This is a genomic window from Martinezella hainanensis, from assembly GCF_900094555.1.
Lineage (GTDB): Bacteria > Pseudomonadota > Alphaproteobacteria > Rhizobiales > Rhizobiaceae > Rhizobium > Rhizobium hainanense.
Genome location: NZ_FMAC01000021.1, coordinates 24,621 through 46,220, shown reverse-complemented (window position 1 = coordinate 46,220; position 21,600 = coordinate 24,621). Strand labels below are relative to the sequence as shown.

The window sequence follows — 21,600 nt, the reverse complement described above, 5'->3', positions numbered from 1 at the left end:
TCGACTTTCAGCCACCGCTTTTGCCGGACAAACATCTCTTCGACGAAGTGAGGGCTTATTGTGGCGACCCAGAAACAGCGTGGAGACGTTACCTCTGGCTCTTGAACCGGTCGAATGCCGTCAACCGCTGAACTGGCGGATCGGCATCCTGCCAGCGGTAGATCTCGGTTCGCAAGAAGCGAAGTTCGTGGTCCATGGCCTCTTCGGCGATCTCGATCCACCATGATTTCGGCCGCCCGTCGCTGCCATCAGACCAGCGATAGCTCCTTGCCTTGAGCACGTCCTTGAGATCGAAAGGTGCATTTTCCGCGAAAATGCGCACGCGCGAATGCTGGCTTGCTTGGTAAACTCGGCTGATCTCGTCGTAAAACGACTCCAGCGATGTTATCTGAGAACCGTCGATCACGTATTCGGTTGTCATGTGAACTTTCTCATAGTTGCCAGACGAATTGCGGAACATTGCCCTTCGCCGTCGATGGACGTCCTGCGTTTGATCGAGGTCCGCCCCGCTGCGATATTGTAATCGTGCTGTATGCGGGAAAGGCGAACTCGCCGCCTTTCCCGATGGTTATTGGCGTTTTTTCCGCCAAGGTGCATTCTTCTGCCAGTCACCAGCCATGATGCTGCCGTATGGGATCACCTCGTCGACCACTTCGGCTAGGCCGTAATGCTCGATCTGTGCCCGCACATTGGCAGCGCTCTTGTAGGCGCTTGGCAGCTCCGACACGTCGGCAAAGCCGGAGAAGAAGCGCACGTCGAGACCACTGGTCTCCTTCTCCAGGATTGCCGCGATATTGTTCGGGCTGAGCCCACGTGAATCCGCCCCATACTCCGCCGACAACTGCCGCATGTGCGCGCTGCGCGAGATGTTACGGCCGGCGCCATGTGGCGAGAAGCCGAGACCATGAGCGGCATCCGTTCCGCGAACGATCAGCACCGGTTCCGCCATGTTGAGCGGAATGATGGTCAGATCGGTCGCATCATGTGCCCAGTTGTCAAACGCAGGCGTCGCGCCCTTTCCATGGTAGAACAGCCCATCAGACTTCCGGAAGACGAAGTTATGCTCGTTCCAGAAGCGATCGGCGACCTTGGCCGAGAGTTTTTCCGCCGCCATGTCGTGAAGGACATAATGGTTTTCCTTCGTCCACTGACGGATGGTCTGCAAGGCCGACCAGTAAAGGTCGCCTTCCTCGGTATCCGCCGGGATCCAGGCATTCTCGCGATGGGTCTCGGGCGAGAGCTGCTCGCGAAACCGGTTGGCGACCTTCATGCCCTTGTCGTAGAGCCGTGCACCGGGAGCTCGCGAGCCATGATGGGTGACGAGCGCCGTTTCGCCGGTCGACTTCATGGTTCCGACATAGGCGAAATGGTTGCCGTCGCCCTGGGTCGCGAAGTGCTCGATGCCGGCGCTCAGCGCTCCATCGCGCAAATATGGGTTCTGCTCGAAAGCCGATAGGGTCGCCTCGGAAGGCTTGAACTGCGCGCCGCGCGGACGTCCGCCCGGACCGAAATGCGTCACGGCATGCACGGCGTCCAGCAACGACTTCGGATCGACGCCTGGAAAGATCGATATCGCCATCGAGCAGCAGATATCAGCCGAATGCATGCCTGGATGGATCGCTTCGGAAGCAACCACGCCGCCGACCGGGATCGTGCCGACCGGACCTGCGGGGCACGCGTCCGGCATGATAGCCGCGGACCGGACGACCGGCGTGCGCACCAGCGCGCGCATCGTCGCGTGGACCTTTTCGACATTGTCTTGCTCGAAAGCATTCTCTGCGCGGATGTTCGAATAGATCTCGATATCGTTATCGGCCCGCAAGGCGAGCGTCGGCCCGGGCTGGAAAGCCTTTGCCGCTTCCATCGCATCCGCCATCGAGCCGCCGTTGCTCAAAACCGCGTTGGCGGCGTCGAGGGCTGGGCGAAACCATTTTCCCTGGCTCATGCCGGCATCGATCAAATCCTGTCCGCTCATTACCGTTGTCATTGTCTTTTCTGCGTCTGCAGTCCTTCTGTTAAGTTGCTTTTCTTCAAATACCGCTCGGGTGGCGAACCCTTCAGGAGACCACGAAGGTGGCTCTCGACTGGTTCGTGCCAGATACATTTCAAGTAGCGTGCCAGTTTGGAGAAATGAGCGTGAACAGCGAGAATATTTCCGATATCTATCTGTTTTAATGGGATAAAATCTTTTGACTTCATTTGAGAAGTCAGCGGTTGCCAAATCTGTGGCCGGAAAGATAATATCCATTCATATAGGGATTTATAATTTCGGATAAGCCATGAAGCGGCGCGTTGCCATCAGCATATTGGGAACGACCCTGGATGCGGGGAAATGGGACAATCGCTGGAGCCGCTGGCGCCCCACCGTCGCGCTTTGTCAACAGCCAGGCCTCTTCATCGATCGGTTGGAACTGATCCACGACAATCACGCGCATGCTCTCAGCCAGCGGATCATCGGCGATATAGGGACGGTTTCGCCGGCGACTGAGGTGCGCAGCAATGTCATCAACTTCCGCGATCCCTGGGATTTTTCGGAGGTCTACACAAACCTTAGAGATTTTGCCCGCGGCTACAGCTTCGATCCCGATACGGAAGACTATCTCGTCAACATAACCACAGGCACCCATGTGGCGCAGATCTGCTGGTTCCTGTTGACCGAGGCTCGGATTATTCCTGGTCGGCTGTTGCAGCTCTCGCCGCCACGTGATCGGGAGGCGGAACAGGATGTCGTCGGCACACACCGGGTTATCGACCTGGACCTCTCGCGCTACGACGAGATCGCCAAGCGTTTCGCCTCTGAGCGGGAAGATGCGGCTTCCTTTTTGAAATCCGGCATATCGACGCGTAATGCAGCCTTTAACAGGATGATCGACGAGATTGAGAAAGTGGTCATCCGGTCCACAGCACCCGTCCTCCTGACGGGACCGACTGGTGCCGGCAAGTCGCAACTTGCCCGCCGGATCTACGAGCTGAAGAAGGCGCAACGGAAAGTCAGCGGCCCGTTCATCGAGGTCAACTGCGCGACCCTGCGCGGCGACCAAGCCATGTCTGCACTGTTCGGCCATGTGAAGGGCGCCTTTACCGGTGCGGCCAGCGAGCGCGCCGGCCTGCTCAAATCCGCCGACAAGGGCGTGTTGTTCCTGGATGAGATCGGTGAGCTCGGCCTCGACGAGCAGGCCATGTGCCTGCGTGCGATCGAGGAAAGGAGATTCTTGCCGGTGGGTGCTGATCGGGAGGTATCGGCGGATTTCCAGCTGCTCGCTGGAACCAATCGCGATCTCGGCGAGGATGTCCGAAAGGGAAGGTTTCGTGAAGATCTTTATGCCCGGCTCAATCTCTGGACTTTTCAATTACCGGCCCTTTGCGAGCGCAAGGAGGATATAGAACCAAATCTCGACTTCGAGCTCAGGCGCTATCTGGAGCGGGAAGGCGAAAACGTCACCTTCAACAAGGAGGCGCGGGAACGCTATTTGACTTTTGCGACCGGCCCGCAAGCCGTTTGGAGTGCCAATTTCCGCGATCTGTCGGCATCGGTGACACGCATGGCGACGCTCGCCCCACATGGGCGCATCACAACCGAGGTCGTCGACGACGAAATCAAGCGCCTCAATACGTTTTGGCAGCGTGTGACCGATGATGATGGGACCGATGCGATCATTGAAGATGTGCTGGGCGCAGAAGCTGCCGCCCGCCTTGATCGTTTTGATGCCGTGCAGCTTGCAACCGTTCTTCAGACTTGCCGTGAGCATGCGACGGCGAGCTCTGCCGGCAGAGCCTTGTTTGCGATCTCGCGACTGGAAAAGAAAAGCAGCAACGACGCGGATCGCCTGACGAAATATCTTGCGCGCTTCGATCTCAGATTTGAGGACGTTAAACCAAGGTGACCGGCCGTAGGCTCCGTAGTGCTATTCAAAACGCCGAAAGACGAATTCCATCACCTAACCCGATCTAAAGCGTAATATTCTCGAAGGCTTAGCGAGTTTACGGGTTGTTCGAATTTCTGGGCCGACAGTTCGCATCCCATTCAGGAGCTTTGAAGTCGTTGGGTATGCGGCGTTCCACTCCATCATTGACCTGGATATACTTCACCACAATAAGGTCACGCCGAGAAATATGGTAAGTGCGAGCGAAGCCGTAACAGGAGTATGAGAGTGACCGAACCGACCGTAGCAGACGCAGTCAATCGCATTTATGAATCGCTCCAGGCGGACAATGCCGACATCGACTTGCATATCGCGAATCTCAAGGCAGCCTTAGCGCGAGCGGGTTTGAAGGAAGCGGTATTCGATCCAACCAGGCTCGCGCATAACAATCGTTCTGGCAGGAAACTGATGCAGGCCTACTTTCGGCAACGCGGGGTTGCGGTGAAATTCGCCACTTCGTGACGCGAGGCCGTCTCGGCGACCACGCTCGCACTTCTGTTTTGTAGCCTGGGCTGACTGTTATCTGGGAGCGCCATATCGGCACGGCATAAGACATAGCCTGAAAACTGCTGGCATTCTGCGCCTAGTGTTTTGATCATATGTGAAGGCCTGAAATTTCGAGATAGCTGGGCAAAGGAGAGTTTATGACGGCATTGGATGCATTCGTCCGATCCACGAGGATCGAATCTTTCGGGAAAGCAACCCCAGCAGCGCTCGAACGCCTGGTAAATGAACACGGCGTATATCTGTCGCAGGACTACATACGCTTTCTGACCCGCTGCAACGGCTTGAGCACGACGTTCGACTTCGATGAGGTAAGACAGGTCGGCGTGAGCGGCGCTTTGGCTGATATAAATACGTTCTACGGCGTCGAAAATGGGCGTGACTATGCTGATCTCCTGACCATCATTCCGAGGATGGACCGATACGGAAGAGAATTGCTTACCTTCGCGCCGCCGATTGCCGTCGGAGGTGACTTCTGCACCTTTGTCGAAATTACAGAAGGTTCAAAGCTTGGCGAGATCATGTACACGGACGGCGAACTGTACGGGCACTACTTTGAATCTGCTGGGATCGACTGGACCAAAACGCCCGATGCGCTCATTGGCACATTCATCGAGCATGGCTTCTTCATGCCGGTTGCTCCGTCATTCAACGCGTTGATGGAGATGTATGCCAAGCTGGTCTGAAGCCATCTCTGTCCGCAGCCGTCGAGACGTTCGCCGGTTTTGAAGGCAACCACGCTATCGCCGTGTATCGACGCCACAGCGAAAACGGCTTCATGATCATTCGCTTTGCGATGTATCTTGTCCGCTGAGGTATGTTGTGTGACGCGGAATGTACATCGCTATTTCTGAGCCGCGCACGCGATCAAAAGAGACAGGGTCAAGCAGGCGCGCAGCATATCCTGCCTCGAATCTTCGGACCACCGGTTCGCCGCAAAATTCGAGCAGTGCACGCTGAAGGCTCGATCTCATCAGCGAAAGGGACTCGGCCAAGGAACGGCTTCGAGTGCCTATGCTGATCTGCTTGATCTGCGCACCGGTCTTATTGAACACGACGATGGCGCGTAGGCGATCGTTGGCGTCACCGCGAATCGTGACTCGAAGCCGCAGGGGGCGACGAGCATCGAAATCCTGGTCAATTTTGGTAAGGATTTCATCTATTGCCTCCGGCGGCATCAAATGACTATTCGTGACGCTCGGAATGTGGTTGAGCCGGTCGGGGAACTGCCATCGCGCGACCGCTTTGGCCTCCTCGTTAACCGTGTGGAAAGCTGATGGAATGTCCGCAAGCCATTCCTGCCGTTTCCTGATGGCGAAGATTTTCGCCTTTTCGTCGCCATATCTCGACACCGAGTACCCCTTTGTCCTCACTCCGTCGGGGGAGGAGAGGTAGGCGATCCATCGAGGTTGAGGATCATGCGCCTTGTAGACACCGGATACACCGCTGGTGTTGTCGCTTCTCAGGCAGTTCGCCTTCTCCCTTAAGGTCACTGGCGGCAACGCGTGCATGATTGCGTCGCGATAGTCGCGTGCCTGCTCGAAGGCAGATTCGGCAGATCCGTAAGCAGTATCTTTGAAGGTGCGACTGATATGTCGCCCCTGTCGACGCAGCATCACTCGCCATGCGCCCGCTATGCTACCCCGAGGTGGCAGGCGCTTGAGGGCATAGAAGTGAGTGCCATCTTCAGAATTCGAATTCGCGCTCGCGTTGCAATCAGGCCGAGCTGTCGAGCCATAAAATCTTCGTTCATCGCGGCCTTGATTTTCCAATATGCCACCTATCTTTGATTGCGTCGTACACTTGTGGCACTCGCATCGTAAATCAAGCCTTGCTGATCCTACGTTGTGAAATTCAAGAAGGGCACGCTGGCAATGGCGCTTGACGAATTTGTCGACACGCTCACGAGCGAAGGTTTTTCGCAGGTCGATCGAACCATCCGGATTGAAACGGTTTTGGGAGCGGATGTCCTTCTCGCCGAACGCCTCGATTATCGAGCCGGCATCAACGAACTGTTCGAATTGCGAGTGGGAGTGCGCGCCAAGTATGGCGAGATCGATCCCAAACGCCTGATCGCCACCCTTGCCGACGTGTCGCTGGAAATCGGTGAGGGTCAGCGGAAGGCCTGGAACGGCCTCATACAGGGTGTGACCGCCGGGCCGCCGCTGACACGAGGCGGGCGTGCCTACACGCTGGTGATCAGGCCCCAACTGTTCCTGCTCAGCCAGAAATCGGACTGGCGCACGTGGCAGCATCTGTCGAGTGTCGATGTTGCGCAGACGCTGCTCTCCGAACATGGCCTGCCAGCACCGGACGTATCAGGCGTGATCCATCAGCCCAAGCCCATGGTCTATGCCGTGCAGGCTGGCGAGACCGATCTCGATTATCTTACTCGCCGCCTAGAGGCTGACGGGATCTTCTACTACTTCCGACATGAGGGCGGTCAGAAAGGTTCGGTCTCTGCCAGGCATGTTCTTGTGCTCGCCGACCATCAATCCGGTTACGACAAACCGAAGGACGAGGCGGACGGGAAGATCCGGTATGCCCTCGGCAGCTCCGATCGTAACCATATTAACAATTGGCTTCAGCGCTTCGAATATTCCCCCGGCCGCCGGACGGGTGCCGACTATAACTTCCTGCATGTCGACATTCCGACAGCCAATGCCCCTTCGCTGATCGAATTGAATGGCAACCAGAAATACGAACTGTTCGAATTCGGCTCAGTGGTGGGCGGCTATGGTGTCGGTTCCGCGTCGGAAGGCATCGACAACGCCGAAGTGGAGAAGCAATCGAGGTGGCGCATGCAGGCCACCGAAGTCGATCACAATCTTACCGAAGGCTCTTCAACCGTCCGCACCTTGGAGGTTGGCCAGAAATTCCAGCCGTATGATGTTGCCAATCCCGCGAACAAGTTCGAGGAAATGGTCGTCTACAAGCTGGAGGTGAGCGCCCGCGACCATTCGTACGAGGCCGCCGACCAGGATGCGCCGGAATATTCCAACCGTTTCGTCGCCCTGCCTGCCCGGGTGCCGGCGACACCGCATCGCACCACCTCCAAGCCGCGCATCGACGGTGTGCATGTCGGTTTTATCGCCGGACCCGAGGGAGAAGAGATTCACACCGACCCTCACGGCCGCATCAAACTCTGGATGCCATGGGACCGCAAGGCCAAGAAGGACGGAACCGACAGTCCGTGGATCCGGGTGGCCCAGCCGTGGGCGGGACCCGATTTCGGGGGGCAGACCATCCCGCGTATCGGTCAGGAGGCGATGGTTGCCTTCATCGGAGGAGATCCGGATCGGCCGGTGGTCCTCGGGCTTGCGCCCAATGCGAAACACACCGTGCCCTATGAATTGCCCGGCAACAAGACCAAGACCGTGTTCCGAACGAACACCCACAAGGGTGCGGGTTTCAACGAGCTCTCCTTCGAGGACGAGAAGGGTGCGGAGAACCTGCACACCCATGCGCAGAAGGACATGACCACCAAGGTCTTGAACAATCAGGTTCATACGGTGGATGCCAGTGCCCTGCACAGCTATGGCGAGCAACACCAACTCACAGTAGGCGCCAATATGAACCACCAGGTAGGTGGTGGATTGAATCAGGTGGTGGGAGCAACCACGGGAATGGGCGCCGCCGCGATGATGGGTGGGACGCTGTCCGGATTGATGGGGCAGAGTGCCGGCATGTTGCAAGAGGCCATGGGGATTGCCGCGCAGGCGATGGCTGGCCAGGCAGGCGATGCCGCCACAAAGACGGCCGGTGCTGCCGCAAGTGCCGTAACAGGCGCAGCTACAGCCGGGTTTGGTCCCGCTTCTGCTGCCGGCAATGCAGGGGATGCGGCGGGAGCTGCTTTCAAGGGGGTTGCGGCTATCGCGCCGGCAGTGGCGCCGGCAGGCGCCGCCAGCCAGGGCGGCGTTGCAGGCACCTTCGCCTCAGCGCTTGGCACTGCAGCACTCGGTGCCGCAGCGGGCGGGTTCGATAGCGCATTGTCGGCTGCCACGTCCGTAGGGGCTTCAACACTGCGCAGCGTGGGCGGTGCGCCCATGGCTGCTGCGGGTACCCAAGCGCTCGGTGCACTCGCCTCCCTTATCGGCCCAGGCATGTACAACATGCTTGCAGGCCTCACCCACAATACCAGTGTCGGCGTCGCCAAAACCGAGCAGATCGGAACGGCGAAAGTGTCGACCGTTGGTCATGTGTTCAAGCAAAAGGTCGGTAACACGTATCACATCGATATTGGCGACGAACTGGTGATCGGAGTCGGCGCCAGCGTCGACGGACAGGGCAACACCAGCCCTCCAAAGGCGCTTCTGGTCATGAGGAAGAATGGCGACATCCTGCTCCGGGGACTCAAGATCTATGTTGAGGGTGAGAGGTTGATCCAGCAGCAATCAGATATCGTTCATCACAATTAGGCGCCGAACATCGATCATGCCAAAGCTCAGGAATTTCACGCCTTTCCCGAATTTTCGCTTCTATGCCAAGGACAATCGTGGACAGGAGTTCGGCGTCATCATCGTCAAGGCGACCTTTGAGTTCGCGCCGAGTGGCCGCTTGCTGGTGGCGGAAGAACAAGCGCCCATGATGTTCGATGACGAATGTCATGGGGAGGTGAATCTCACTTCGCTCTGGCACCCTTCCGATCTGGTTCCGGTAAAGCCAAAGGCGGATGTTATCGTCAACGCCGTAGCCTGCGCGCCAGGTGGCAAACCCTTGCCGTCCTGGCTATGCGGAATTGAGATCGAAGGCGCCCAGGTGTCTCACGCCAAGCGATTGCGTGTGACAGGCCCGCGTCAATGGCAACCCATGTGGAAAAGAGCGCTTGCCGAACGTGAGAAACAGGAATGGCAAAAGCATAGACGTTGGTTCGACCACTGGAGCCTTTCCGAACCGGAGCCTATCGCTAACTTGCCCTTGCGCTACGAGCATGCCTATGGCGGTCTTCTTGCCAAGGGCAAGGACGAGAACGGCGAAGCGGTTATGGATACCAACCCTTACAATCCTCTCGGGATCGGCTGGATCGACAGGGAGTGGACCGATCACACCGTGGCCCATCCCGCACCGCAAATCGAAGCCGCGGACGAACCGATCGCTGACGCCTTCAAGATCTATGCTCCACAAAGCCTCGGACCGATCCCGCCGGCCTGGGAGCCGCGCTATCCGTATGGCGGTACCTATGATGATGAGTGGAAGGCCAATGTCTGGCCGCTATGGCCCGCGGACTACGATTTTGCGTACCATAACAGCGCCCACCCGGACCTAATTGTCGATAACCAATTCGGCGGGGAGGAGCGGGTCCACCTCATCAATCTCCTGCCGGAGCGAGCAGACTTTTCCTTTCGCTTGCCGGGCGAAAAACTGGTGGTGGATTTTGCGACCGAGGATGGTGAGAGCATTCGCCAGGAGATGAAGCTCGATACCGTATTTCTGGATATTGCAGACGCCAATCCTCGTTGCAGGCGCATTTATCTAAGTTGGCGTACGCGCTTCGAGCCGGAGCGCTATGCCACAGCCAGTGTTCACCGCGGAACACATGGCGATGACAGTACGACGGTGAAACAACGCATCAGGGAAGGATACTACGCGTGAGCGACAGAGTTTCTTCGCAAGCAACGACGGAACATTATTTCGTTTCGGACGGTCCAGACGTGTGCTGGACACCGCGTGGCAGTTCCATGGTGCCGGTGGCCTATTTCTCGGTGGCCAAGCTGAAGGATTCCATTCGCATCTCCGACAGCGTCTTCAACAACAAAATCCCCGATTTTCACCTCAACTCCCGCGCCCCGTACTACAAGGGTCACAAGCCCGGTACAGGCAGGGGCGTCGTTGTGCCAGGCTATTATGGCCTATCCCATGTGGTCGAGACGACCTCTACAGTCTACTCGTCCGGCTGGGCCTCTTGCCGTCATCGTGACCCCGGTTCGATCAACATGGCTAGTGAAGGACCAACCGAGCCCTTCACTCCCATCGAAAAGAACCGGAGCTGACGATGGCGCAGGACGGGGTCCAACCGCAGGAACAGCCATCACAAGGTGCCGGCAATTCTTCGGGAGGACCTTCCCCCCAGCCCGCCCCGGCGCGTGCGGAACACGGCACCGGCAAAACATCGCCCAAAGGCAATGGTTCAAGCCAACTTAACACGGAAGCATCGGCGAAGCCGGAGCCGCTCGATTGCCCGGAGACCGATTATCAGAAAAAATTGAGGGCCGATGCGAAGGCGGCGAAAGAACAGGAATTACAAAAGCAAAGAGACAACATCAACTCCTACCTTCAGCGCAACTATCCAGATGGCGATCGACTGAAGTCATGGTCTGATGTGTGGCACGGACGTCCCGGAACATCGGATCCTGAAGGGTTTCAGGCGATTCTCCGGGCTGATGATGGGTATCAAACTCTGCAAAGGGACCTCGACAATACAGCCAATTTGCCGGATTCGTTTTTCCTGAAGGGAACGCCGCAAGGACATTTGGCCTTCATGGATGGTCTCGACGAAAACATGGCCAAATTGAAAGGTCCGGACTTCGGCTATGGTAAAGGTTATGAAAGTCTTGTCCTGAAACGGTGCCAGCAGAAAAAGGATGTCAACGAAAACACCCAACTCAATTGGATTCAAAGAAATCTGCAGTCGGATACAGTTGAGGGGCGCGCTTTAGCGGACGTCGTGACGGGATTGGCCTACGGTGCACTTGGAGCGAGGGCAGGCGTCGAAGGCAATGGTTTGGGAATGCGTGCTCGCCCATCGACCGCGGGTGGCGCACGACCGGTAGAGCCAGTAGCAAAACCACCGGCCGACGAGGCAGTACCGCCAAAGACGCCTGCTGTACGGCCGGTGCCAGACGAGCCGCCGCCACGAACTCAGAATACCGGCAATTCCGTTATCAAAAAAGGTGAACCTGTTTCGGTCGCCAGAGGCGAATTTCTGGAAACCTGGGAAGACTTCTTTGTTCCCGGCACACTCCCCTTTGACGGCTCGCGCTACTTGGGTCTCAAGCTCGGCTTGCCTGCACGTTACACAAGTCCGCTGGGTCTTTGCCAGATTTCAGCCTTCGACGAGATTTTTACCAATCCCCGGCGCGGCGAACTGACCTATTTCAGGGCTTCCGGCGAGGAGATCGGCTTCGAACGGCCGTTCAATATCCTTGAGTCGATCAATCCAGCGTTTCCAGGCTTGACATTGAGCGCCCCGTGGCTGCGGCAGCTGCACCTTGAGGAGGGGCGGATCGTCAAGCATTTCCGGCAATATGACGACAGGATATATCGCCTCGAATCCATCGAAACACTCGATGGGTTGCGAGCTACCTTTCATCGTTCCGAAACCGGCGTGCTGACCGGGCTCGACGGACCGGACGGGCTGTCGCTCACCTTTGAGAACGATGCCGGCGGGCGGCGTACCGCCATTACCCTCATAGGCACGGATGGCTCGCAAATTTCGCTTGCTCGCTATGCCTATGATGCACGAGGAAGGATGATTTCCGCCGATTGCACGTTCGGTATGTCGGTCCGTTACGCGTGGTCCCCCACCCGACCTTTGCTCAAGCGTTGGACCAATCTCAGCCAGCGCAGCGAGACGGTATTCCAATATGATGCTCAGGAACGGGTCGTCCACACGGCCACGTCGGGTCTGTGGAATGACGATCGCTTCCGCTATTCCAGAGACCGGCGCGAAACTGTCTATGTGCCCGGCGGCGACGAGAAGCGGGCGGAGCGTTTTACCTATGACGACCAATACAACGTCACGGCCGAGATCAACGCGCTTGGCTCGTTGACTCGGCACGATTTTGACGTCTTCGGCCGGGAAACCGCGACCACGGATGCCAACGGCAATGCCGTTGTCAGGCAATATGACGAATACGGCAATATTCATTCCGTCACCGATGGCGAAGGCAGATCGACGCTCTATAAATGGACACCACGCGGGCAACTGGCGTTGGTCGTCGATGGCGCCGGTCATGCCCGGCGTATGGCCTATGACGACAAGGCGCGTCCTGTCCGTGTGACCGATGCCGAAAAGCATGTCACGTCCCTCAGCTATGACGGGCTTGGACGCCCGATTGCGCTCACCCGGCCCAATGGGGCTGTAGAGCAGCGCGTCTACGATGAGCACAATCGTCTCGTCGCCATCATCGATGCCAAAAACGGTGAGACTCGATACCTGCACGATGCCTTCGGGCGGATCGTCTCGATCACCGATGCGATGGGAGGAGTGACGCGCCTTGCCTACGGTGCCGGTGCGGGTGGCTTTGCAACGCCCTCGCAGTTGACGCGGCCGGACGGTGTCGCGATCTCGCGCTCCTACGATCGCGAAGGCACGCTTGCAAGCGTCACCGATGGCGAAGGACGGCAATGGACCTACCAGCGTGGCGCTTTCGGTGTTCTTGATGCGATCATCGACCCCAAAGGCGGACGCCTGGCATTCGAATACGATAGCGAAGGGCGTCTCCTCACGGTTACCAACGCCAACTCACAGAGCTGGATTTTTACACGTGACGCAGCCGGCCAGGTCATCGAGGAGCTGGATTATGATGGTCGAAGGATCGTGTATGAACGCGATGCGGCAGGGCAGGTCGTGTCAACACGCTATCCGGATGGAGCGCGACGTGACTTCGCCTACGACAGATCCGGCCTCCTGATCAGGGAGGAAAGTTTTGGCCCGCTGGAAGCGGGCAAGGAAAAGGACAAGGCAGAAGCGGAGGATGTCACCCGCTACTGGTATGACGACCGAGGCTTGCTGATCCAGGCGGAAAACAAGGCCGCGCTGGTGGCCTATGAGCGTGATGGCAATGGCAGGATCACAGCGGAGACGGTGAATGGACGACGAGTCGAAAGTCGCTATGACGCGAACGGCCTGCGGATCGAGCGTCGGATCAACGGAGAAAGTCCCGGAACGTCGAACCTCGTTGCAATCGAGCGCGATCCCCTTGGACAGGTGGAACGGCTTATCATTGATGGACATCAGCCGCTTGCTTTCAAACACGATCGGCTGGGACGGGAGACACGACGCGCCAGTGCTGGAGGTTTTGCGCTCAATCAGACCCACGATGCCGTCGGCCAGTTGCTGAGCCAGAGCGTCGGCTTACAAACCGCATCCGCGGACCGACGCTTCGGCAAGGGGGGTGATCTCGGATCCGCGATGAGCGAGGCGCAGCCGTCCCGAGGCGTGGAGCGCCGGTTCTCCTGGGACCGCGACTTTTCGCCAATCGGGGTCGAGGACGGATTTTGGGGTGCCGCGCATTATAATCATGACGCCAATGGTCAGGTGACGCAGGCGCGTCATGGTGACGGTACTGCCGAACGCTTTCGCTATGATGCCGCGCACAATGTCGACGCATTCGCCGATAGTGCAGGTTCTTCCGGGCGTGAGGATGGGCTCGGGCTATCTCCCGAGATCGCCGGTTCGGCATGGCGGCCTTCGGAGGATAGTAAAGGCTTCCTCGGCTGGCAGCTTTCCGATGGAGGCAAGGTAAGATTGGCGCGCGGCCCACAAGGGGAGCGTATCCAACTCAGACACGACATCCGCGGGAGGACCATCGAGCGTAAGATTGAGCGGGACGGCTTCCGTCCAAAGATCTGGCGTTATGATTGGGATGCGAAGGATAGGCTCGTACGTTGTTTGACGCCGGACGGCGAGGTATGGCGTTACGGCTATGATCCGTTCGGACGACGGGTGTGGAAGGTCAAGGAGCTCACCTCGGGCGAGGTGCGTCGGTCCCTGCCGCATATGGCGGGAAAGGTTGATCTGACGGGCATCAAGGATCGGACGCAATGGTTCGACGACACTACCGAACAGGGAATGGTAGCGAAGGCGCGAGGAAAACCCGCCGATCGCGACAGGCCACCGGTTGTCGGACTGGCCTATGGCTGGGATGGGGACAAGGTGATCGAGGAGGCGCCGCTCCGGCTCGATGGTTCCATCGAATGGGATCATGCCGAGCGCTGGCACTATGAGCCTGACTCTTTCCGGCCTCTGGCCAAGCAAGAGGCACCAAGCCACATTCTGAATGCTGAAGGTCGCTATGACGAGCTACCCGGCCGTCTGCTTTACGTGGTTTGTGATCATCTCGGCTCGCCGCGGGAGATGTTCGACGAAAGAGGCGCGAAGCAATGGGCGGCGGAATATCGGTTATGGGGCGCATTGAACCGGGTTTGGCAGGCTCGGCCTGCTAACGACAACGGGCGTTCCGTCTATCCGAGCGGTGGCCTCCGGAGGGCTCATGCGGAGGAACGAATTTACGCCGCATACGGGAACCTGGCGCTGAGCGAAGCGGAAGAGTTCTCCCGGGCGAGAGCTGAATGCCCAATCCGGTTTCAGGGGCAATGGGAGGACGAAGAAAGCGGACTATTTTATAACCGCTATCGGTATTACGATCCCCTCACTACGCAGTATCTCAGCGTTGACCCGGTCGGACTATTCGGAGGATCAAGGCCACAGGCCTACGTTGAAAATCCTAATAGCTGGGTGGATCCTTGGGGACTGGCAGGCACAACTTATATCACTTATCAAGGTATTGATGCGGCAACAGGCAAGCCTTATGTCGGGTTTGCGAGTGGTCCGTTCGACAGCGGAGCTGATGTATTAAACTACCGCTACAGCAGTAATTTTTCGCGCTTTCAGGATGCTCAACCGCCTGTAATTCTTTACGAAGGACCAGATCGGGATGTTGCCCGAGGGTTGGAGCAAGACCAATTCGAAAAACTCGGGGGTCTTGATGGAACTGCAAATAAGCAGAATCCCGTTGGACCAAGGAATAAAAGCAAAGGTCGCTATAAAATAGCTTTGGAGAAATGGCGGAAGAGATGAGGTTTTTTTTATGAAGCGAGTAACTCGTAATTCAGGAGATATATTCAATATAAGGCTTCGTTCAGATTTGTTTACTCTGGCCCAAGCCACCACGACTACTGAACTGTGTTTCTTTAACATTTTTAGTCATGATGGAAAGTGGAAAGACGTTGATCTCAATCGTATTCCGGAGCTGTTTTGTGCATTCACATCATCCAACTTTCTCAAATATCGCGCTATTGGGAAAATCAAAGCTGGCGTAATCCCCAGTCAGCGAGTTGGCGGGGACGAATATCGACTTAGCGTACTTGATAATCCCGACTACGTGCCTGGTGGAACGCAATTTGTTTGGCGCGGTGCAAATCTTGTTAAAGTGGACCCAATCCATGGGACGAGAGGAACTTTGCAGGATCCTGTCATCAAGTCTAACCTTGGTCCAGAGGATCGCGAGATTATCGAAGCTCATGAATTTACAAATATGCGTGTTGATCCAGAATTGACTGAGCGACTTATTCTTTGTTATGAAGCGGGCTATAATATTGATCCATTCAAAGCAAGAATATTTCCAAATTGCACATTTTTAACAAATCAATTCGTTTTGAAGAGCTTTCAATTTAACAATGGGCTTTACAAAATCGATATGGAATTTTCGAAGGAGTATATTGATGCAATCCGAAATTCTCCTAGTCCAGAAAGGGCGGCCGGCCTGAAAGTTCTTCCAATGGATGTGTACTAATCGTAGGCGAAAGCTCACCGAGGCTTTATCCCTAAGGCTTGAAGGGCACTGCTATCGGGGCCGGTTCTTTGGTTCTCGAGTTTCTGATTGACGTGTCGCTTGGCACGTAATCGGACTCTTCCTCACTTAGTGTGGTTCATCTGCCGCTAGGGGCAGTGTCGCTATGGGCGGGGTGCGAACGAAATCGAAATGGTCGCCCGGCCCAGGAGTCAAGATTCTGGCTGTCGCGCTCACTGTTGACGACGGTTGGGTTGTTTCTGCAGCTGGATCCGCGACCGGGATTTGTCCCGATTGTGGACGTCGAAGCCGAAGTAGGCATGGCTGGTCCAACCGCAGCCTCGAGGATCTACCAGCGCAAGGCAAGTCGGTGACAGTGAGCCGGCAATTCGATGAAATGAAGACTAGGAGCAATTTGACATGAGCGGGTTTGGAAGTCTCTACGCCGTTTCGGACGAGGCGAGGGGGTCGTTAGCTACAGTGCAAGCAAAGAGCGCCTGGTACGCGATTCTGGGTAACCTCCAGCTGGAAGACGCTCCCACTCTCAATACAGAACAATCCTTGGCAGTAGGGCTCCTCGCCTTCGCCAGCGCGCCTCCGCCCTTATCGCAAATCGCAACCGGAGAATTTCAAACCGAGAAAGATGGCTCTGGTGATCCAAGCGTGGCTTTCTTTGGAAGATGGCTAGTTGGCCAGATTGCTGAGAGACTGGCGGTCGAAACGGAGGAACAATACGCCGATCTCATTCGGGCAACCGGGAATGATCCTGTTCACAAATGGCTCTTCGGTCCCATGCGACGCTTCTTTTCCGAGGCGGCAAGCGACGGATTGGCCATAGTCATGCTCTGGGGACGGTAAGAAGAGAAGTGCCGATCAGGATTTTCAGTGGGGCTATTTGTAGTTTGCGGCATGGTCATTTCTCCTCCATAGCGCCGAGATGCGGCTCGCGCATGGCGGGCGACGGCAGATGCGTGTCAGCAAGTTGCCGATGACCGACACTATGCAGAAATTCGACGGCGCTGGCAACCTGCTTGGAAATGATCAGCCTTTCACCTTCGATCACGACCAGCGTGCGATCGATTGTCAGCGAAAGTTCGTCGCCGGACAGGCGTCCGTATTTCGACATCGGCAGGCAACTCCCATGGAAGATAAAGGACGTTATCACAGATAATCAGTGGCTTGCTGTTATCCGATGTAGCGGGTCGGAAGTTCAGTTCCCATCAAGGCGTACATATTGGAATGTCGACTTCTCGCTGACTTCGTTGGGATGGCTAAAATCCAGACGACAACCTCTTGCCGCTAGATCGATGGCTTCCCTTGAGGTTCATTTATGCGCCGTAGCATGTGCTCAAGGTTGATGGCGTGGAAGATAAAGCCGAGATCAGCAAGGGGGGAATTCTGTCGAACTTCTCTGATCGCAGCGATCAGGCGATCAACATCGACCAACCCCAATTCATGCAGAAGACAGCAACGCGACAGGAGACGTGCGATCTCGGTTGAAGCCGCAACGAGCGAGCTTGCCAGATAGCTTTCGAAATTTTCTCTGAGCGGGATGTCGAGGAAGCGCTCCGGGTATCCGAGAAGTTTCAACATTTGGCGATGAAGTCTCTTTTGCTGCCGCCAAACCAAAGGCAAACTTCGGTAAAACCGCACTGCCTCTGGCTGGGCAAATGGGCTGATCGGCCATATGCCGTGGGCTGAAAACAACGGCGACCGTGCTGCCTGTGCCTCCAACACCGAAATTGGCAGAACTGGAAACGGTGCTCGATCGCAGCTTGCTGCGTAATCCGGCAACCGGGCTTTTAGAGCCGGCGTAATGGGCGAAGGAAGGATCGCGGGCAGGAACGCATCGCTGACATTGCGAGCCAATTGCTCGCGATCCTGTTCGAAGGCGTGGGCCATCAGCAATTCATCACCGCCGGTGCCCGTTGCCACCGCTCGTGGGGTCGCAAGCGTTTTCAACAGTGGCTGGAGCGGTCGCTGCAGATCAGCATTGTAAGGGGCGGCGACGTAGTCGCCATCCTCGCCGAATGCAGTCGGAACCATCCGTATGCTGTCAACATCGAGCGCGTGGTCGCGGAAGCCGAAGTGCTTGATCGCCAATGCGCGCCGGGTGATCTTCTGATTGCGCGCTATCCCTTCGATCTGCAAGGCATAAGTTGGCAAGGCATCAGGATGCTGCCGCGCCAGGATGGCGGCAACGATTGCTGAATCCAGTCCGCCGCTGAATTCGCTGGCCATAATGGCAGGGGTTAGCGGCCAGCGACGCAACAAGGTGTCGACCAACCGGCATCCCGCATCGGTAACATCAGCATCATCCAGGAGAGGAGTAGGGATGTAATAGGGTGCCGGAGGTGGATAGTGCGTCTCGACGACGCCGTTGCTGCGGACGGAAAGTGATGCGCGCTCGGTTAGCATGAAGACGCCACGAAACATCGTCGTCGCGGCATAGGGAAGGGTCCCGATCAAACGTAGTCCAGTTCGCTCCACGTCAACTTCGCTGAGCGTCAGGTGAGGATAAAAATCCGCCACGGACCATGAGAGGTCGATACGCGTATCAGTGACCCTGAGATAGAGGGGTGCGACACCTCCGTGTCCCGCGCAGAAAGTGACGGTGCCGGAGTGGCGATCCATATAAACGGTCTGATAATCCAATGGCCATTGTCGATGTGCAGAGCAGAAATCCTGCGCTTGCTCAATTGTCCAATCCGGCTGTGCGACAGGAAGCTCATTGGCTCCGGAACAGCGCTCACGACATATCAACACGACATGTTCGCCGATTTCCCATCGGAAACTCTCAAGCAAGGGATGATTTAGGGTTTCGATTGAGGCAATCGCGGTTTGCGAAGAATGCCGCCGCGCTTTGCAGGCGGGCGCTAGGTAATCTCGGTTGATTGTTCCCTTGAACATGGAAATCGTTCCAATAGCAGAAAACTCCGTTGCCAGTGACCGCCGCCTTTGCGACGGTCACCGACCAAAGGTTAGACGTCAAGCTTGTCCATGTCGCCTGGCTTGCCACCCTTGATCATAGCGGCGATTTCCGTTGTGGAAGGCGTCCGCCCGACGCGGGGTGCTCTGGCAAACACGCTTAATTCTCTGCCGATGGTATCCGTATGTTTCGGAGCAGTGGTCGTTTCCATGATGTGAACCTCCATTTGGGGTTACCCACTGCGCCATGCTGGCGACCATGCCGATGACGCGAGTGGTTGGTTACAGCTGACTGCGTCATTCCGCATCTATGGTGGCACAGCCTGCGAGAACATCTGCTTTGGTGTTATCCGGTCAAGCGGTTCCATGAACGTGGCTGTCTGCATAGTTTCTCCACTTCCCGTGTTGTCTTTTGGATCGTACCTCAGCCGGATGTCCATGAAACTATGCCCGACGCTCCGTGGCCATCCTGTATCGAAGTTCGTCTGGACGCCATAAATACACTGATTCGTCACGGTCACAGATCGCGATGATTTCTCCGTCTTGATGTGTATTCTTTAGCGGCGAGTCGCTATATGCAAACATACGCTCGACTTGATGATCAATGCCAGCCGCTCTTAATAAGTTGGCGTCAAACATCCAACCTCACGATGAACGACGTATTTGTGAACAAAGCCTTCTCTTCGTTGAGCCACATGATCGTGCTTATCTTCCTCTATTGAAGATAGGTTATAGAATATATCTATCGGCAATAGAGATGGTCTGACCTCCAACGGCACGATCAATTGATTTTCGTAGACTGTGATCCCTGATAGGAGATATGCTTGCCATCCATTGGACAGCAATGAGCTTATCAGTTTTGGATGCGTCTCAACGATTAGCGAGGATATGCCAGCAATACGGCAAAATTCCATGACCCCGACCATCAGAACACGCGATACGGGAACACCATCAATCGTCTCATCACTGTTTCTGACCGCGCATCGCGTCCACTCGAAGATGTCGTATGACCGAGGCAACTTCTGACCCTGCATGATTTGAGGGTATACATGCGAAAGAAGATGTGGGTATATCGTGGGTAGTAATCGGGAATATCCAATTACCGTCTCATTCTTGAACAGCGTAAAATGTATGGCGGCGCCGTGATCAAATTGATCGATTTCCCTTCCATCACCCTTGCGTAGAACCTCCCAGCCGCACCGTTCCACAAATTGCTGATGCCGGAATCGCCAGATTTTTTCCATGATGACGTTGTCTACATCTGCATGTCCAATGGAAATTTTGATCATCGCTCTACCTGCCCTCGGGATCAGTATGCATGATCTTCCTGTTCTCAAAAATGAGTAGGAATACCTAGTTCCAGCAGATCGAAGGTATAGCGCGACAGGATCGCTCTATCCAGAGGCCCTGCTTTCCATGAATGTTTATGACCAGCACCGCGCTATCCAGATTGACGATAAGGCCTATACACGCTTGCAATCATATGATCGATTCCGCCATCGATATCCATCGGTCCAACTTATTGGCAAAGCACTCCCTGTATGCCGGCAATGGCTACGCTCCATGACAGAGTATATCTACTCATTTACCTAGCCGGTCAAAGACGATAGCAGATGGATGGCAGCTGCGGGTGAACAAGAACTCGATACGCTTGAGTTCTCGTGGCTCACCAATCTCAACTAGCTGCAGTTAATTGGATCAACCCAACGTCAAAATATTCACCTAGAAAGGGAGAACCAAATGACCTTGCACATCAGCTATGCAAACAAGGAAATCACTGATCATGCACGTGCTTCGCAGTCGGCAAGCGCGGCGCTCACACAGGGGACCCAGTATTCGCTGTTGCTCAAGAACCAGTCGGCCCAGCCGTGGACCTTCTACGTCTATCAGAAGATGCCGCAACAGGTCGCCGACGTCTTCTCCTTGGCCTGGTTTTGCTCGCCGTATCAAATCCGGGTCGGCAATCAGATCAAATTCACTTGGGAAATCGACTACAATTTCGTCTGGAGCGACACCGGGCAGCTGATTCCCGGCGTGGAATTTCTGGCGTCCGGGGTTCAGGACGGCAGCCCCAGCGGCGCGAACACGACCACGTTTTCCTTGGACGGCGGCCCCGGATTCAGCAATCCGGTCAGGGGTGATCCAGCCGGTTCGCTGGTGATCAAGGACGCGGCAAACGTCCCAAATAGTCGCTTCTCGGTCGGGATCGGCATGTCCGGGACGGGCACCTACGTCGTTCAGGCGGGTACGAACCTGACACACACCTTCACACCGACGCCGAGCTACTGGATCGCTGCGGGAACGAACGTGAGCATCGGCACGGTTCTCAGCATCGACACGATTACCCAGACCAACGAGGCGAAATTCCCGTCAGCCGTCTACAATCTGGTGGGCACTCTGCAGGAAGACAATAGCTGGACCGTCAACCCGGCCTGACGACTGGGTCGTTGACGCTTGCTCCGACGCTGATAGCCGGAGCCACGGGAAAGGGAGCGCCTGGCCTTGCTGGCAAAGGCAAGCATGGCCAAGGCGCCCCACTTCCTATGATTTATCTTCATCAAAGGACGCGGGTAATGTTCGCAGGACCTCCCATCGGTGCAGTGTGCCCTTTTGCGGGCCAGGTCGATCCTGTCTCGGGCTCGCCCAACACAATCTGGGCAAACGCGGCCTGCGCTAGCTCAGGCGCAGTACCGGGAACAAAGGCCGACGCGCCTCTTAGCCATGTTGAGGCC

The 21,600-nt window shown here is 56.3% G+C and carries 16 protein-coding genes and 2 pseudogenes; 11 read left to right on the top strand and 7 right to left on the bottom strand.

Features of this window, described 5'->3' with window-relative positions; genetic code table 11:
- Window positions 1–88 precede the first annotated feature (88 nt).
- Both GA0061100_RS32950 and GA0061100_RS32945 read right to left on the bottom strand, forming a co-directional pair.
- Window positions 89–355, bottom strand: a pseudogene (locus tag GA0061100_RS32950) (3'-5' exonuclease); the annotation flags it as partial.
- Window positions 356–568: 213 nt separating this feature from the next.
- On the bottom strand, window positions 569–1,975 hold the full coding sequence (locus tag GA0061100_RS32945; protein ID WP_075857066.1) for an RtcB family protein: 1,407 nt from the start codon (window positions 1,973–1,975) through the stop codon (window positions 569–571).
- 304 nt (window positions 1,976–2,279) lie between these two features.
- Between GA0061100_RS32945 and rtcR the strand changes: the two genes are divergently transcribed.
- The 3 genes from rtcR (at window position 2,280) to GA0061100_RS32930 (ending at window position 5,113) form a co-directional block, all read left to right on the top strand.
- Window positions 2,280–3,884 carry an RNA repair transcriptional activator RtcR gene (rtcR, locus tag GA0061100_RS32940; RefSeq protein ID WP_075857065.1) on the top strand — a complete coding sequence of 535 codons (1,605 nt, stop codon included), beginning with the start codon at window positions 2,280–2,282 and terminating at the stop codon, window positions 3,882–3,884.
- A 261-nt stretch (window positions 3,885–4,145) separates the two neighbouring features.
- The gene (locus tag GA0061100_RS32935) at window positions 4,146–4,385 is read left to right on the top strand and encodes a hypothetical protein (RefSeq protein ID WP_143525608.1); all 240 of its coding nucleotides are present in this window, start codon (window positions 4,146–4,148) and stop codon (window positions 4,383–4,385) included.
- 182 nt (window positions 4,386–4,567) lie between these two features.
- Window positions 4,568–5,113, top strand: a complete 546-nt coding sequence (locus tag GA0061100_RS32930) for an SMI1/KNR4 family protein (RefSeq protein ID WP_075857063.1) — start codon at window positions 4,568–4,570, stop codon at window positions 5,111–5,113.
- A 96-nt stretch (window positions 5,114–5,209) separates the two neighbouring features.
- On the opposite strand, the gene GA0061100_RS32925 is transcribed toward GA0061100_RS32930, so the two are convergent.
- Window positions 5,210–6,199: an AP2 domain-containing protein gene (locus GA0061100_RS32925; RefSeq protein ID WP_143525607.1), complete on the bottom strand. Its 990-nt coding sequence runs from the start codon at window positions 6,197–6,199 to the stop codon at window positions 5,210–5,212.
- Window positions 6,200–6,274: 75 nt separating this feature from the next.
- Here GA0061100_RS32925 and tssI point away from each other — a divergent pair, with 75 nt between their 5' ends.
- The 7 genes and pseudogenes from tssI (at window position 6,275) to GA0061100_RS32890 (ending at window position 16,798) form a co-directional block, all read left to right on the top strand.
- Entirely contained in the window at window positions 6,275–8,845 is a 2,571-nt protein-coding gene (gene tssI / locus GA0061100_RS32920; RefSeq protein ID WP_075857061.1) for a type VI secretion system tip protein TssI/VgrG, read from the top strand.
- A 16-nt stretch (window positions 8,846–8,861) separates the two neighbouring features.
- On the top strand, window positions 8,862–10,019 hold the full coding sequence (locus GA0061100_RS32915; protein ID WP_075857060.1) for a DUF2169 family type VI secretion system accessory protein: 1,158 nt from the start codon (window positions 8,862–8,864) through the stop codon (window positions 10,017–10,019).
- Window positions 10,016–10,417: a PAAR-like domain-containing protein gene (locus GA0061100_RS32910; protein WP_075857059.1), complete on the top strand. Its 402-nt coding sequence runs from the start codon at window positions 10,016–10,018 to the stop codon at window positions 10,415–10,417. The genes GA0061100_RS32915 and GA0061100_RS32910 overlap by 4 nt, the downstream gene beginning before the upstream one ends.
- A 2-nt stretch (window positions 10,418–10,419) precedes the next feature.
- Window positions 10,420–15,228, top strand: a complete 4,809-nt coding sequence (locus GA0061100_RS32905) for an RHS repeat-associated core domain-containing protein (RefSeq protein WP_075857058.1) — start codon at window positions 10,420–10,422, stop codon at window positions 15,226–15,228.
- Window positions 15,229–15,238: 10 nt separating this feature from the next.
- Window positions 15,239–15,943: a hypothetical protein gene (locus GA0061100_RS34575; protein WP_143525606.1), complete on the top strand. Its 705-nt coding sequence runs from the start codon at window positions 15,239–15,241 to the stop codon at window positions 15,941–15,943.
- 172 nt (window positions 15,944–16,115) lie between these two features.
- A pseudogene (locus GA0061100_RS35335) lies at window positions 16,116–16,319 on the top strand (transposase family protein); the annotation flags it as partial.
- A 41-nt stretch (window positions 16,320–16,360) separates the two neighbouring features.
- Complete coding sequence (locus GA0061100_RS32890) at window positions 16,361–16,798, top strand: hypothetical protein (protein WP_075857056.1); 438 nt, start codon at window positions 16,361–16,363, stop codon at window positions 16,796–16,798.
- 55 nt (window positions 16,799–16,853) lie between these two features.
- On the opposite strand, the gene GA0061100_RS32885 is transcribed toward GA0061100_RS32890, so the two are convergent.
- The 4 genes from GA0061100_RS32885 to GA0061100_RS32875 form a co-directional block, all read right to left on the bottom strand.
- Window positions 16,854–17,066 carry a hypothetical protein gene (locus tag GA0061100_RS32885; RefSeq protein WP_075857055.1) on the bottom strand — a complete coding sequence of 71 codons (213 nt, stop codon included), beginning with the start codon at window positions 17,064–17,066 and terminating at the stop codon, window positions 16,854–16,856.
- Between the two features lie 173 nt (window positions 17,067–17,239).
- Complete coding sequence (locus GA0061100_RS32880; protein WP_075857054.1) at window positions 17,240–18,850, bottom strand: asparagine synthase-related protein; 1,611 nt, start codon at window positions 18,848–18,850, stop codon at window positions 17,240–17,242.
- A 71-nt stretch (window positions 18,851–18,921) separates the two neighbouring features.
- The gene (locus tag GA0061100_RS34975; protein ID WP_167459859.1) at window positions 18,922–19,080 is read right to left on the bottom strand and encodes a hypothetical protein; all 159 of its coding nucleotides are present in this window, start codon (window positions 19,078–19,080) and stop codon (window positions 18,922–18,924) included.
- A gap of 405 nt (window positions 19,081–19,485) precedes the next feature.
- Window positions 19,486–20,157: an acyl-homoserine-lactone synthase gene (locus GA0061100_RS32875; RefSeq protein WP_083961513.1), complete on the bottom strand. Its 672-nt coding sequence runs from the start codon at window positions 20,155–20,157 to the stop codon at window positions 19,486–19,488.
- Window positions 20,158–20,608: 451 nt separating this feature from the next.
- Here GA0061100_RS32875 and GA0061100_RS32870 point away from each other — a divergent pair, with 451 nt between their 5' ends.
- Complete coding sequence (locus GA0061100_RS32870; protein WP_075857053.1) at window positions 20,609–21,304, top strand: protein rhiA; 696 nt, start codon at window positions 20,609–20,611, stop codon at window positions 21,302–21,304.
- The last annotated feature ends 296 nt before the right edge of the window (window positions 21,305–21,600 follow it).

What these genes read in the sequence shown, in the direction of transcription:
- GA0061100_RS34575 (WP_143525606.1), top strand. Translation starts at nt 15,239, where the DNA reads ATGAAGCGAGTAACTCGTAATTCAGGAGATATATTCAATATAAGGCTT.
- rtcR (WP_075857065.1), top strand. Translation starts at nt 2,280, where the DNA reads ATGAAGCGGCGCGTTGCCATCAGCATATTGGGAACGACCCTGGATGCG.
- GA0061100_RS34975 (WP_167459859.1), bottom strand. Translation starts at nt 19,080, where the DNA reads ATGGAAACGACCACTGCTCCGAAACATACGGATACCATCGGCAGAGAA.
- GA0061100_RS32930 (WP_075857063.1), top strand. Translation starts at nt 4,568, where the DNA reads ATGACGGCATTGGATGCATTCGTCCGATCCACGAGGATCGAATCTTTC.
- GA0061100_RS32885 (WP_075857055.1), bottom strand. Translation starts at nt 17,066, where the DNA reads ATGTCGAAATACGGACGCCTGTCCGGCGACGAACTTTCGCTGACAATC.
- GA0061100_RS32890 (WP_075857056.1), top strand. Translation starts at nt 16,361, where the DNA reads ATGAGCGGGTTTGGAAGTCTCTACGCCGTTTCGGACGAGGCGAGGGGG.
- GA0061100_RS32915 (WP_075857060.1), top strand. Translation starts at nt 8,862, where the DNA reads ATGCCAAAGCTCAGGAATTTCACGCCTTTCCCGAATTTTCGCTTCTAT.
- GA0061100_RS32880 (WP_075857054.1), bottom strand. Translation starts at nt 18,850, where the DNA reads ATGTTCAAGGGAACAATCAACCGAGATTACCTAGCGCCCGCCTGCAAA.
- GA0061100_RS32870 (WP_075857053.1), top strand. Translation starts at nt 20,609, where the DNA reads ATGACCTTGCACATCAGCTATGCAAACAAGGAAATCACTGATCATGCA.
- GA0061100_RS32905 (WP_075857058.1), top strand. Translation starts at nt 10,420, where the DNA reads ATGGCGCAGGACGGGGTCCAACCGCAGGAACAGCCATCACAAGGTGCC.
- GA0061100_RS32945 (WP_075857066.1), bottom strand. Translation starts at nt 1,975, where the DNA reads ATGAGCGGACAGGATTTGATCGATGCCGGCATGAGCCAGGGAAAATGG.
- GA0061100_RS32935 (WP_143525608.1), top strand. Translation starts at nt 4,146, where the DNA reads ATGAGAGTGACCGAACCGACCGTAGCAGACGCAGTCAATCGCATTTAT.
- GA0061100_RS32875 (WP_083961513.1), bottom strand. Translation starts at nt 20,157, where the DNA reads ATGATCAAAATTTCCATTGGACATGCAGATGTAGACAACGTCATCATG.